General features: G+C 69.2%; 11 protein-coding genes and 1 other RNA gene. 1 reads left to right on the forward strand and 11 read right to left on the reverse strand.

What is annotated here, in order from left to right; genetic code table 11:
• Positions 1 to 2 precede the first annotated feature (2 nt).
• The 11 genes from M2352_RS10640 to M2352_RS10690 form a co-directional block, all read right to left on the reverse strand.
• Positions 3 to 1,469: a UDP-N-acetylmuramoylalanyl-D-glutamyl-2,6-diaminopimelate--D-alanyl-D-alanine ligase gene (locus M2352_RS10640; protein ID WP_264664466.1), complete on the reverse strand. Its 1,467-nt coding sequence runs from the start codon at positions 1,467 to 1,469 to the stop codon at positions 3 to 5.
• The gene (locus M2352_RS10645; protein WP_406567244.1) at positions 1,466 to 2,950 is read right to left on the reverse strand and encodes a UDP-N-acetylmuramoyl-L-alanyl-D-glutamate--2,6-diaminopimelate ligase; all 1,485 of its coding nucleotides are present in this window, start codon (positions 2,948 to 2,950) and stop codon (positions 1,466 to 1,468) included. The genes M2352_RS10640 and M2352_RS10645 overlap by 4 nt, the downstream gene beginning before the upstream one ends.
• A complete protein-coding gene (locus tag M2352_RS10650; RefSeq protein ID WP_264664467.1) occupies positions 2,913 to 4,688 on the reverse strand; it encodes a peptidoglycan D,D-transpeptidase FtsI family protein in 1,776 nt (591 codons plus the stop codon). Before M2352_RS10650 ends, M2352_RS10645 begins: the two co-directional genes overlap by 38 nt.
• On the reverse strand, positions 4,685 to 5,401 hold the full coding sequence (gene ftsL / locus M2352_RS10655) for a cell division protein FtsL (RefSeq protein ID WP_264664468.1): 717 nt from the start codon (positions 5,399 to 5,401) through the stop codon (positions 4,685 to 4,687). The genes M2352_RS10650 and ftsL overlap by 4 nt, the downstream gene beginning before the upstream one ends.
• Positions 5,398 to 6,384 carry a 16S rRNA (cytosine(1402)-N(4))-methyltransferase RsmH gene (rsmH, locus tag M2352_RS10660; RefSeq protein WP_264664469.1) on the reverse strand — a complete coding sequence of 329 codons (987 nt, stop codon included), beginning with the start codon at positions 6,382 to 6,384 and terminating at the stop codon, positions 5,398 to 5,400. The genes ftsL and rsmH overlap by 4 nt, the downstream gene beginning before the upstream one ends.
• Positions 6,381 to 7,001, reverse strand: a complete 621-nt coding sequence (locus M2352_RS10665; RefSeq protein ID WP_264664470.1) for a division/cell wall cluster transcriptional repressor MraZ — start codon at positions 6,999 to 7,001, stop codon at positions 6,381 to 6,383. Before M2352_RS10665 ends, rsmH begins: the two co-directional genes overlap by 4 nt.
• 553 nt (positions 7,002 to 7,554) lie before the next feature.
• Positions 7,555 to 7,996: RNase P RNA component class A (gene rnpB / locus M2352_RS10670), an RNA gene on the reverse strand.
• A 63-nt stretch (positions 7,997 to 8,059) separates the two neighbouring features.
• Positions 8,060 to 8,761, reverse strand: a complete 702-nt coding sequence (locus tag M2352_RS10675; protein WP_264664471.1) for an N-acetylmuramoyl-L-alanine amidase — start codon at positions 8,759 to 8,761, stop codon at positions 8,060 to 8,062.
• Between the two features lie 14 nt (positions 8,762 to 8,775).
• A complete protein-coding gene (locus M2352_RS10680; RefSeq protein WP_264664472.1) occupies positions 8,776 to 9,654 on the reverse strand; it encodes a DMT family transporter in 879 nt (292 codons plus the stop codon).
• Positions 9,651 to 11,480: an ATP-binding cassette domain-containing protein gene (locus M2352_RS10685; RefSeq protein WP_264664473.1), complete on the reverse strand. Its 1,830-nt coding sequence runs from the start codon at positions 11,478 to 11,480 to the stop codon at positions 9,651 to 9,653. The genes M2352_RS10680 and M2352_RS10685 overlap by 4 nt, the downstream gene beginning before the upstream one ends.
• A gap of 45 nt (positions 11,481 to 11,525) precedes the next feature.
• Positions 11,526 to 12,263 (reverse strand): molecular chaperone DjiA, encoded by a 738-nt coding sequence (locus M2352_RS10690; RefSeq protein WP_264665336.1) that lies wholly within the window; start codon positions 12,261 to 12,263, stop codon positions 11,526 to 11,528.
• Positions 12,264 to 12,501: 238 nt separating this feature from the next.
• Here M2352_RS10690 and M2352_RS10695 point away from each other — a divergent pair, with 238 nt between their 5' ends.
• A complete protein-coding gene (locus M2352_RS10695; protein WP_264664474.1) occupies positions 12,502 to 13,071 on the forward strand; it encodes a GNAT family N-acetyltransferase in 570 nt (189 codons plus the stop codon).
• Positions 13,072 to 13,119 lie beyond the last annotated feature (48 nt).

Below are 13,119 nucleotides of genomic sequence, written 5' to 3' on the forward strand. Positions count from 1 at the left end.
CCTCAGCCTCGCTGACCGGGCGCCGCGGCGGGCGTCGGGGAGGGGTTGTTGTCGTCGTTGGAGCGGCCAAGGGCGCTCAGCGCCTCGACCACCCGTGCCATGCGGCTGCCCGCGGACCCCTTGACCAGCACCACGTCGCCACCGGCAACGCGTTCTGCGACCAGGGGGGCCAGGGCGGCGCTGTCCTCGGCCCACGCGCCGCGGACGGCGGCGGGCAGGGTGTCGAACAGGGCGCGCATGTGGGGGCCGCAGCAGTAAACGGTGTCGATCCCGGCGGCAAGCAGTGCTGGGGCAAGGCCGGTGTGCAAAGAATCGGCCTTGCTCCCCATTTCGCGCATGTCGCCCAGCACCGCCAGCCGCCGCCCGCCGTCGGTGGGCGCCAGCCGGCCCAGAACGGCGAAGGCCGCCTCCATGGCCGCCGGGCTGGCGTTGTAGCTCTCGTCGATCAGGGTGAAGGCGGCGCCGTCCGTGGTGGTGACGCGGCTGCGCACCCCGCGGCCCTTGACCGAGGGCAGGGTGGCGAAGGCCGCCGCTGCCGCCGGCACGCCACCCCCGGCGGCCTTCACCGCCAGCAGCACGGCCAGGCTGTTCATCACCCAGTGCCGGCCGGGCAGGGCGATGGTGTAGTCCACCGCCGCCCCGCCGATGCGGGCGGACACCCGGCTGTCGTCGGGGCCGAGATCGGCGGCCAGCAGGCGGGCGTCCGCCTCCTCGTGGGTGCCGAAGCTCTTGACCGTCAGGCCCTGGGTGCGGGCCGCGGCCAGCAGGCGGGCGAAATGGGGGTTGTCGCGGTTCAGCACCGCCACCCCGCCCGGTCCCATGCCGTCGAAGATTTCCGCCTTGGCGTCGGCGATGGCCTCCACCGACGCGAAGAATTCCATGTGCGCCGGTTCCACCGTGGTGATGACGGCCACCTGCGGATGGACCAGCCGGGACAGTGGCCCCAGCTCGCCCGCGTGGTTCATGCCCATCTCGAACACGGCATAGGCGCTGTCCGCCGGCATGCGCGCCAGCGACAGGGGCACGCCCCAATGGTTGTTCAGCGAGCCTTCGGTGGCGAAGGTGGGGGCTTGCGCCGACAGCACGTGGCGCAGCGCCTCCTTGGTGCCGGTCTTGCCCACCGACCCGGTGACGCCGATCACCCGCGCACGGGTCCGCACCCGCGACCGGCGGCCCAGGTCGGTCATGGCCGCCAGGGTGTCGTCAACCGCCAGCAGCGGCGCATCGCCGGCCACGCCGGGGGGCACGTCGCTGACCAGGGCGGCGGCAGCCCCCTTGTCCAGCGCCTGGGCTACGAAGGCGTGGCCGTCGAAGCTCGGCCCCTTGATGGCGATGAACAGGTCGCCGGGCTTCACCGTGCGGCTGTCGATGGACACGCCGGTGGCCTGCCACCGGGTGCCGGTGGCGCGCCCGCCGGTGGCGGCGGCGGCGTCCTCATCGGTCCACAGGATGGGGAGAGTACCGGTCATGCGCCGATCTCCTGGGTCACCGCGGCCACCGCGGCGCGGGCCTCGTCGGCGTCGTCGAAGGGGTGGACGGTGGTGCCGACGATCTGGCCGTGCTCGTGGCCCTTGCCGGCCAGCACCAGCACGTCGTCGGGGGCCAGCCCGCGCACCGCTTCGCGGATGGCGGCGCGGCGGTCGCCGATCTCTTCGGCACCGGGGCAACCGGCCATTACCTCGCCGCGGACGAAGGCGGGGTCTTCGGTGCGGGGGTTGTCGTCGGTCACGATCACCCGGTCGGCCAGGTCGGCGGCCAGCCGGCCCATGATCGGGCGCTTGCCGCGGTCGCGGTCGCCGCCGCAGCCGAACACCACCACCAGACGGTTGCCGGTGTGGGTGCGCAGCGCCTTCAGCACGGTTTCCAGCGCGTCGGGGGTGTGGGCGAAATCCACGAACACCGGGGCGCCGTTGGGATGGGTCGCCACATGCTGCAGCCGCCCCGGAACCCCGGTCAGCCGGGCCAGCGCCGGCACCGCCTGTTCCGCCGGGGTGCCGGCGCCGATCACCATGCCCAGCGCGCACAGCGCGTTCCATGCCTGGAACCGGCCCGCCAGCGGCAGGTCGATGGTGAAGGGGCGTTCTTCCACCAGCAACTCCAGCCGCTGCCCGTGGGGCAGGGGGTGGACGCCCAGAACCCGGATGTCCCGCCCGGCCATGCCATAGCTGAACACCCGGCGGTTTTTCTCCGCGGCGATTTCCGACAGGGTGGTGAATTCGGGCACGTCGGCGTTCAGCACCGCCGCCGCCCCTTCGGGCAGCACGCGCTCGAACAGCATGGCCTTGGCCGCGAAATAGGCGTCCAGCGTGCCGTGGTAATCCAGATGGTCGCGGGTCAGGTTGGTGAAGCCCGCCGCGGCCAGCCGCACCCCGTCCAGCCGGAACTGGTCCAACCCGTGGCTGGAGGCTTCCATTGCCATGTGGGTGATGCCGGCGCCCTGAAGGTCGGCCAGGATGCCGTGCAGCGCCACCGGGTCGGGGGTGGTCATGGCGCCGTAATGGTCGATGCCCGGCGCCGTCACCCCCAGCGTGCCCACCGCCGCCGCCTTGTGGCCCAGCGTTTCCCAGATCTGGCGGGCGAACTGGGCGGTGGAGGTCTTGCCGTTGGTGCCGGTGACCGCCACCGTCACGGCGGGCTGGCGGAAATCATGAAACGCCGCGGCCATGCGGGCAAAGGCCAGCCGCGGTTCGGGATCGGTGATCAGCACGGCATCGCCGCACCCGGCGGGCAGGGCGGTGCCCTCGGGCGCCAGCACGGCGGCGGCCCCGGCGGCCACGGCCTGGGGGATGAAGGCGCGTCCGTCCAGCTTCGCGCCGGGCAGGGCGGCGAAAAGGCTCCCCTGGCCGACCCGGCGGGAATCCGCGGTCAGCCCCGTGACGTCCACATCCCGCGCCAGGACGGCGGCGGGTGCGTCAGCGCTGTTTTGGCGCAGGAGTCGGGACAGCAGCAATGGCGTTACCCCGTTGCAAGGTGCCGTTGAGGTTCATGTAAACCGCGTTCAGGATCTCCGGCGCGTTCTCATCCACCGGGGGGACGTTCAGCAAGGGGCCGATCTGCTTGACGATGCGCCCCACCGCCGGGGCCGCGACCCAGCCGCCGGTGGCGTAGCCGTAGGTCTTGGCCGTTGCCTGCGGCTCGTCGATCAGCACATAGACGATGTAGCGGGGGTCTTGCATGGGGAAGGCGCCCAGGAACGACGACATGCGCGAGTTCTTGGCGTAGCTCTTGCCCTTCTGCTTGTCCGCCGTGCCGGTCTTGCCGCCGACCACATAGCCGGGGGCGGCGGCCCCCTTGGCCGTGCCCTCGGTCACCACGATGCGGAACATGCGGCGCATCAGGTCCGACGTCTGGGGCGAGATGACCCGCTCGCCCGGAATGGGGCCGTTGGGATCGCGCTTCAGCAGGGTGGGCGGGTGGAACACGCCGCCGTTGATGATCGACGCGGCGGCGGCCACCGTGTGCATGGGGCTGACCGAGATGCCGTGGCCGAAGGCGATGGTCATGGCGTTCACCTCGCGCCACGGGTTGGGCACCAGCGGCCAGCCGTTTTCCGGCAACTCCAGCGCCGTCGGGCGGGTGAAGCCCATCTTCTGCATGAACGCCTTCTGCGTCGGCACGCCGGCGGTGAGCGCCATGTGGACCGAGCCGATGTTGGACGAATGCTGGAAGATCTCCGCCACCGACAGCGGCCGGTGCAGGTTGTGAAGATCGCCGATGGTGAAGCGCCCGACCTTGATGGGGTGGGCGGCGTCGAATATGTCGGTGATCCGCACCTTGCCCGAATCCAGGCTCATGGCGGAATTGAAGATCTTGAAGGTGGAGCCCATCTCGTACACGCCCAGCGTGGTCCGGTTGAACAGGGCGTCCGATTTGGAATCCGGCGGATCCTGGGGATCGAAATCCGGCAGCGACACCATCGATAGCACTTCGCCGGTGCGCACGTCATAGACGATGCCGGCGGCGCCGATGGCGCGGAATTCCTCCACCGTCGCGGCCAGCTCCTTCTTCATGATGTGCTGGAGCCGCACGTCGATGGACAGTTGCAGCGGCGTGGAGGTTTCAGCTTTCAGCCGCTTGTCGAACCCCTGCTCGATGCCGGCCAGGCCGTTGTTGTCCACCCCGGTGAAGCCGATGACGTGGGACGTCAGGTTGCCGGCGGGGAAGAAGCGCTTTTCCTCCCGCTCGAACGACACGCCGGGGATGCCCAGGCGGAACACCGCCGCCTGCTGCTTGGGCGACAGGTTGCGCCGGATCCAGATGAAGCGCTTTTCCGACGCCAGCTTGGCCGTCAGATCCTTCACGTCGATGTCGGGCAGGACGGAGGCCAGCTTGCGCGCCGCCTCCGCCGGGTTCTGCACCAGCTTGGGGTCGGCATAGACCGACCCGGTGGCGAGCGAGGTCGCCAGCAGGTTGCCGTTGCGGTCGAGGATGTCGGCGCGGTTGACCGGTGCATCCCCCGCCGCCACCGCCACCGTCTGGCGGGGTTCCGCCGCTTCCTGGAACAGCGTCGCCTTGACCAGCTTCACCGACACCGTCCCCATGGCCAGCGCCGCCATGGCGGCGGTGACCATCAGGCGCATGCGGCACTGCTCCAGCGCCACCGTCAGGGCGCTGCGCGGTTCCGCCACCGCCGGGCGGGCGTGGGGATAGCCGATCGGCTCGAAGCCATTCAGCGGCTGGTGGCTCATCGCGTCCCTCCCAGGCGGGCGATCAGCATGCCCATGGGATCGTCACCGCCGGAGCCGGCGCCGGCACGGCCCGCGGCGGGCTGGGGTGCCCGCTGGCCCATGGGGGCGGGGTTCTGCGGCTTGGCGGTGGCCGACGGGGCGCTGGGCTGGGGCGGGCGCAGGGTGGACGCCTGCTGCACCGCCGGGGCCGGGGCGCGCGGGGCGACCACCGCCGCCGGGCCGGCGGCGGGGATGGAGGCCAGCGCGGTGGCGCCCGTGGTCTTGGGCGTCTTCACCGGGGCGGGGGCCGAGGCGGGAACCACGCCCGGCATCGCCGCCGGGGCGGGGGTCTGGGCCTTGGCGGTGGCGGGGACCGCCGCGGGGATGGCGGCGGGCAGCGGCATGGCCACCGGCAGGCGCGGCGTGCGGATGATTTCCGACGCGATGGGCTGTTCCGGGCGCATGGGCACGGAATCGGCCTTGGCGACGAACTGGCGGGCCTCGCTCGGCTGGAGCTGGAGATACTCCCGCGCCAGCTTTTCCAGCCGGGTCGGGGTGTTCAGATAGCTCCACTCCGCCTTCAGGATCTGGATGCTTTCCTGTTCGCGCACGATCTGGCGGTTGAGCGAGACCAGCTCCTCCTCCAGTCCCTGCACCTGGTAGGCCGTCTGGAAGAGAAAGGCTCCGGCGCCGCCGATCAGGACAAGCCAGAACAGGATGATCTTTCCCTTCATACTCCTGCCTCCTTGGCCGCGGCCCGGAAGGCGGGCGCGGCGGTGCGTTCGGCGGCGCGCAGACGGGACGAGCGCGCACGCGGGTTGAGTGCCAGTTCCTGATCCCCCGGCGTCACCGGCTTGCGGTGAAGCAGGTGGAACGAGGGATCGGGATGATCCGCTGCGGTCACCGGGGTGTGCCGCGACGGGGCGGCCGGCGGTGACGAGCGGTCTTTGAGAAAGTTTTTGACCACCCTGTCCTCCAGCGAATGGAAGGACACGACGGCCAGACGGCCGCCGGGCGCCAGGATGCGTTCCGCCGCCGACAGGCCGCGGGACAATTCCCCCAGCTCGTCGTTCACATGGATGCGCAGCGCCTGGAAGGTGCGGGTGGCGGGGTCGATGCCGTCACGCCCGCCCTTCTTGCCCGGCACGGCCCCCCGCACCACATCGGCCAATTGGGCCGTGCGGGTGATGGGTGCCAGCCGGCGGGCGGCGGTGATGGCGCGGGCGATCCGGCGGGCGTGCCGCTCCTCGCCCAGGTGGAAGATGATGTCGGCGAGGTCTTCCTCGCCGGCGTTGTTCACCACATCGGCGGCGGTGGGCCCATGCCGTCCCATGCGCATGTCCAGCGGGCCGTCGAAGCGGAAGGAGAAGCCGCGCTCGGCCTCGTCGATCTGGGGGGAGGACACGCCGATGTCCAACGCCACCCCGTCCACCGGCCCGATGCCGTGCTCGGCCAGAAGCGTGTCCATGTCGCCGAAGCAGCCCTCGACCATGGTCAGGCGGCCGGGGAACCGCTGGGTCAGGGCGTGGCTGCGGGCGTGCGCGTCGGGGTCGCGGTCGATGGCGATCACACGGCAGTCGGCGCGCTCCAGAATCGCGCGCGTGTAGCCGCCGGCCCCGAAGGTGCCGTCCACATAGACGGCGCCGTCGCGGGGGCTCAGCGCCTCCACCACCTCGGCCAGCAGGACCGGGATATGGACGGGGGGCTGGGTGGTCATGCCCCCTCCTTCCGGCCGGCGGCACCGCGGGACGCCTTGGCGACGATGCTGGACAGGGAGATGTCGCGGCGGACCACCTGGTCGCGCAACGCATCCTCGTGGGCCTGCAGCGCCTTGGGTTCCCAGATCTGGAACGTCTTGCGGCGGCCGATGAAGGCCGCCTCCTCGGTGATGCCGGCGAAATCCGCCAGATGCTGGGGCAGGACGAAGCGCCCTTCATTGTCGATGGTCAGAGGAACCAGCTTTCCGAAAATGAAGGTCTCGATCATCTCGCGTTCATCCTCTTCAAGATCGGGGGAGTCGAGGCTTTCGCTCAAGATGTCGAGATAGTCCTGATCGGCGCCTTCCAGCGCCTGATGGTTAAGAGACGGCCAGACATAAACCGTACCGGGCGTGCTGGTTTTGGCCAGCGACTGACGGAATTGCGCCGGAACCGAAACGCGTCCCTTCCTGTCAACTTTGTTGACATATGTGGACAGGAATACGGCCATCGGCCCCTTGGTCCCCCCAGCGTTTCCCCCGGCGGCGATCCCCGCCGCACCCGCCGGCTTCGCGCTGCCGGCCCCTGCATGATGTAGCCCGGATTGGGTACAACCACCCAGGAATTGGGTTTTCATGGGATATCATGGGCCACCATGGGCGTCAACGCTGCCCTAGTAATCGAATCGGGGTGTCAAGAGATTTTCCCCCCACTGTGGCTTGCGCGCAAATCGGTGATGAGAAAACAGGCACGCAAGCAGTATTTCCAAGAAATCATGCGATTCGGAGGGGTGTGGATAACTTTATCCACAGGTGTTCAAGGTATGTTCCCGGTTTTTCTTTCACAATGCATTTGAAATAAGATTGGTGAGCAACGAATCAGACTCTCTGAACGGCTTAATCCAAGAGTATGTAGCCGGGCCGGAATCATGGGACAGCATGGGAATGCGCGCCACAGATATCCACAACGGTGGATTTCTCTGGGGATAAATCGGGGATTGTCCAAGGTGATACGCCAGAGGGCGGAGGGCGGGAGAGAAACACGCCACGGTCAAGCGAAATCGTGACCGTAAATGTGCGTCACCTTTTCACCCGTGAAACCACCGTGTGAAAGGGCTGAAACACAACGAGTCGCCCCGATTCGTCACCGGATGGCGGTCTTTGCGTGGCGGGAAGCGGTCGGGATTGGTAAACGCCAGACGGTCTGTAAGCCGGGTTTTGTGCCGCGGAGTCGCCCCCGCGCGATGGTCATTCATCTGGGACGCCCGTTACCGGAACGCCTCACGCAACCAACCCGGACGGCGATGCGGAAACGCATCCGGCCCATGAGATCCCATGACGGAACCCCTGAACCTGCCATCCCTATTCGGTTTTGCTCCCGGTGGGGTTTACCATGCCGTTCCCGTTGCCGGGACCGCGGTGCGCTCTTACCGCACCCTTTCACCCTTACCGTCTGCCGTTGTTCCCATCGTCTCCCCAAAGAGGGACAGCATGGGCGGGAGACGGCGGTCTGCTCTCTGTGGCACTTTCCCTAGGGTCGCCCCCGCCGGCCGTTAGCCGGCACCGTGTTTCCGTGGAGCCCGGACTTTCCTCCCCCGGTCCGAAGACCAAAGGCGACCATCCGACCGTCTGGCGCGCTCTACATAAAGGGCCGCGGGGGGAAGGGCAAGCACAAGATTTCGCATGACGGTGCGAATCAGCGCCCCATCAGCCGGACCAGCGCCCGCAGACGGGCCACGGTCTCGCCGTCGGGGGTGCCGGTCAGCCCCCACGGGCGGTAGCGGCGCTGGAACGCCAGCAGCGCGCGGGGGGCGGCGGGGTCGTAACCGATTCGGGCCAGCAGGTCCGCCACGCCCCTCTCGTCCCACGGCCCCCCGTCCTCCTGGGACGGCATGGGCCAGAGGCCGATTCCGGCGGCGGCCAGCCGGGGCCAGTCGAACAGTTCGCCGGGGTCTTCCTTGCGCGCCGGGGCGATGTCGCTGTGGGCGACCACATCGGCGGGGGAAATCCCATGCCGTCCCATGACGTCCCGGCACAGGGCCTCCACCGCGTCCATCTGGGCGGGGGGGAAGGGGCGGTAGCCGAACTCGTGGCCCGGATTGACGATCTCGATGCCGATGGAGCGGCTGTTGACGTCGGCCCGGCCCCGCCAGGCGCTGACGCCCGCGTGCCACGCCCGCCGGTCCTCGGGCACATGGGCATAGACGGTGCCGTCCTCGTCCACCGTGTAATGGGCGCTGACCTGGCTTCCCGGATCGCACAGCCGGGCCAGGGCCGAGTCCGCGTCGGGCATGCCGGTGTAGTGCAGGACCAGAAGCTCCACGCCGGCCCCCGCGGGGCGCGGCCCGTGGTTGGGGGAGGGGCGGGGAACGGTCGGCGGATGGGACGGCGTGGGCAAAGGGGGCTTTTCCGTCAGGTCAGGCTGGTGGTCTTCACGTTCACCACGGCGGGCTTGCGGATCACGATCACCCCGACGCCGGCCACGGTCAACAGCCCGCCGATCACCAGCGTCCACGTCAGCGGCTCGCCCAGCACCGCCACGCCCGACAGCACGCCGAACACCGGGATCAGCAGCATGTACGGCACCGCCTGATTCACGTCGTACTTCCCGATCAGGTAGTACCACAGGCCATAGGCGATGATGGTCGCCGCCACCACGATGTAGAGGAGGGCGGCCCACCCGCGCCACGTGGCGTGGGTCACCGCGTGCCACTGCCCGTCCTCCAGGATCAGGGACAGCACCAGCAGCAGCGGGGCGGCGAACAACGCCATCCAGGCGTTCAGCGTGAAGCCGTCCACCGCCCCCAGCCGCTTGATCTGCACGTTGGCGGCGGCAAAGGCGAAGCTGGCCGACACCACGAACAGCAGCGGCCCAAGGGACGAGGCCAGCCGCGGCTCGCCCGCGATCAGCACCACCCCGGCAAAGGCCACCACCATGCCCGCCGCCCGCCGCCACCCCAGCTTGTCGCGGAAGAAGATGGCGGCCAACAGCGAGGCGAAGGGCACCTGAAGCTGCGCCACCACCGAGGTGGTGGCGGCGTCCAGCCCCCGGATGCCGTTGAACATCAGCGGGAAATGGATGCCGCCGAGGATGACGGCGAGGATGGCGATGTTCCCCAGCTTGCCCCACGGCACCCGCACGAAGGGCAGCAGCACCGCCGCCACCAGGGTGAAGCGCAGGAACATCAGGAACAGCGGCGGAAACTCCGTCACCCCGATCTTGGAGGAGACGAAATTGATCCCCCACAGCGCCACCACCACCAGAACCAGCAGCGTGTCGCGGACGCTCACCGCCCGCCCTCCAGCGATTCACGCAGGGATTCAAGTTCCAGCCACCGTTCCTCCGCCGCTTCCAGCGCCGTCTGCTTCTCGTGCAGGGTGGTGCCGGCCTTCTCGAACCGGGCGGGGTTGCGGGTGAACAGGGCCGGGTCGGCCAGTTCGGTTTCCAGCGCCGCGATCTCCTTGCCCAGCGTGTCCATGCGGGCGGGAAGCTCGTCCAGTTCGCGCTGGTCCTTGTAGCTCAGCTTTCCGCGGGGCTTGGGTGCGGCGGGCGCCGTGTCGGCGGGTTTGGCCCTGGGTGCCGCGGCGGGCTTGGCCGCCTCCGGTGCCGGGCGCTGGAGCAGGTAGTCGCTGTAGCCGCCGGCGTATTCGGCCACCACCCCGTTGCCCTCCACCGCGATGGTGGAGGTGACCAGACGGTCGAGGAAGTCGCGGTCGTGGCTGACCAGCAGCAGCGTGCCCTGATAATCGCTCAGCACCTCTTCCAGCAGGTCCAGCGTGTCGATGTCCAGATCGTTGGTGGGTTCGTCGAGGATCATCAGGTTGGACGGGCGGGCGAACATGCGGGCCAGCAGCAGCCGGTTGCGCTCACCGCCCGACAGCGCCTTGACCGGGCTGTCCAACTGGCGGGTGTCGAACAGGAAATCCTTGATGTAGCCGGCCACGTGGCGGGGATTGCCGTTGACCATCACCTTGTCGCCGCCGTGGGGGCACAGCACCCGGCGGATGGTGTCGTCGGGGTCCAGCCCCTCCCGCCGCTGGTCGAACGTGATGGTTTCCAGATTGGTGCCCAGCTTGATGGTGCCGCTGTCGGGGGCGATCTGGCCGGTCAGGATCTTCAGCAGGGTGGTCTTCCCCGCCCCGTTGGGGCCGATCAGCCCGATGCGGTCGCCGCGCAGGATGCGGGTGGTGAAGCCCTTGACGATGGGCTTCGGCCCCTCGTCGGTCTGGAAGGTCTTAGAGACGTCCTCCGCCTCGATCACCATGCGGCCGCTGCGTTCGGCCTCGGCCACCGCCAGCTTGGCCTGCTGCCCGCCCTTGATGCGCTCCGCCCGGTCGGTGCGGAGCTGGAGCAGGGCGCGCACACGGCCCATGTTGCGGGTGCGGCGGGCGGAGATCCCCTCCCGCAGCCACTTCATCTCGCCCTCGATCTTACGGTCCAGCTTGTGGGCCGCGGCCTCGTCGGCCTCGAACACCTCCTGCTGCCAGGCTTCGAAGTCCTTGAACGGGCGGTCGCTGGGGCGCAGGGCGCCGCGGTCCAGCCACAAGGTGCGCTTGGCCAGCCGGTTCAGGAACGCGCGGTCGTGGCTGATGAGCAGCAGGCCGCCGCGGTAGGCCGCCAGCTCCTCTTCCAGCCATTGGATGGTCGGCAGGTCCAGGTGGTTGGTGGGCTCGTCCAGCAGCAGCACGTCGGGGTCGCCCACCAGCGCGCGGGCCAGCGCCGCGCGCCGCGCCTCGCCCCCCGACAGCGTGGTGGGGGACAGGTGGCCGGGAAGCTGGAGCCGGTCGAGCACCGCGTCCACCCGGTGCGCCTCGTCCTGTTCCGGGGCGGGCAGGCCGGCGGCCACGTAATCGTGGACGGTGGCGAAGCGGCTGAAATCCGGCTCCTGCGGCAGATAGGCGATGCGGGAACCGGGCTGGACGAAGCGGTCGCCGCCGTCCGCCGCGATTTCCCCCGACAGCACCTTCATCAGCGTGGATTTGCCCGAGCCGTTGCGCCCGACCAGGCACGCCTTGTCCCCGCGGGACACGGCGAGATCGAGTCCTTCGAACAGCGGGCGCCCGCCGAAGGTGACGGAGACGCCCTGCAGCGCGACGATGGGAGCGGGAGGAGCCATGATGGTTACACTGTTTTCCGTTGTCGGGCGGGGGGAGAGGGCGCGTTACGGCGCCGTCCGCCGGCTTTTCTGAATGGCGTCGTAGGCGGCGTTGACCGCGGCCAGACGGTCGGTGGCGAGGTCGATGAATTCCTGCGGCAGCCCCTGGGCGATCAGCCGGTCGGGGTGGTGCTCCTGCACCAGCCGGCGGTGGGCGGCCTTCACCGCCGCGGCGTCCGCGCCGGGGGCCACCCCCAGCACGGTGTAGGGGTCGGCGGCGCGGTCGCAGGTGACGCAATGCTCGGCCATGATGCGGCGGAAGTCGCCGTCGCCGAACCCGAAGATGGATGCCACGGCGCGCAGATAGGCCACCTCGCTCTCGTGCACCTCGCCGTCGGCCTCGGCGATGCGCAGCAGGCTTTCCAGCAGGTCTTCCAGCACCGGGTCGCGGGGGCTGAAGAGGGAGGCGATCTGCCGGGCATAGACCTCGAACCCGGCGCTGTCGCGGCGGGCGAGGTCGAACACCCGGCCCACGTTGCCCATCTCCTCCGGCGGGACGTCGAACAGGCGCTTGAAGGTGTCCACCTCGACCCGTTTCACGGTGCCGTCGGCCTTGGCCATCTTGGCCGACAGCACGATCACGCCGATGGTGAAGGCGATGGAGCGGGTGCCGTCCGCGCCCTCCGGCCCGGGATCGCTCATGCGGTCCACCGCGTGGCCGGCGGCTGCCCCCAGAAGCGCGCCCAGCGGACCGCCGATGGCGAACCCCGCCGCCCCGCCCAGGATCTTGCCCCAAATGCTCATCGCCCACGCGCCCTTGCCATAACGTCCGGCGGCACGATAGCCGCCCGCGGGGCCGCCGCCAACTGTTGCCGCGATATCACGCATGCGTCACAAACTTTCGGGACCGGGGATGACAAATGTCTGCACCCTGTTTATGTTGCAATGCATCAAAGCCACCCGGCCAAACGGGGGCATCACCTTGGGAATGGACGCCCTGAGACGTGTGTCATTCGACACCCGTAATCAGGAGCATGTTGTTATGCCTGTGTACCGTAAGCTGCTGCCGGCGGAAATCAGCCGGTACCGCGATCATCTTTTACGCCTGAGCCGGGCCGACCGGCACGCGCGTTTCTCCGGCACCGTATCCGACGATGTGATCGAAAACCATTGCCGCAACCTGGACTGGACCCGCACGATTCTGATCGGGGCGTTCCATCAGGGTGTGTTGCGCGGGGCGGTGGAGCTGTGCACCGACCGCCTGCTGTGGCCCGATTCCGCCGAACTGGCCATCAGCGTGGAAAAGGACTTCCAGGAGATGCGCATCGGCTCGGCCCTGGTGCGCCGGGCGCTGACCATCGCGCGCAACCGTTCGATCACCACCATCGCCATCATCTGCCAGTCCACCAACCGCCGCATGCGGGCCCTGGCCCGCCGTTACGGCGGCAAGGCCGAGATCGACGGCGGCGAGGTCATCGCCACCATCCCGTTGGAATCGGCGGATCAGTTCTCCCTGGCCCTGGAAGCGCTGGAGGACAGCACCAACGCCGTGGGGGCCGTGCTGGACGGGCTGCAGGCGGCCACCGCCTGGACCGAACGGCGGGCGGCGTAACAAGGGAAGGGCGTAGGTACAAAGTATTACGCTCTTCTGTTGACCTTC

It is taken from the genome of Azospirillum fermentarium (assembly GCF_025961205.1).
Taxonomy (GTDB): domain Bacteria; phylum Pseudomonadota; class Alphaproteobacteria; order Azospirillales; family Azospirillaceae; genus Azospirillum; species Azospirillum fermentarium.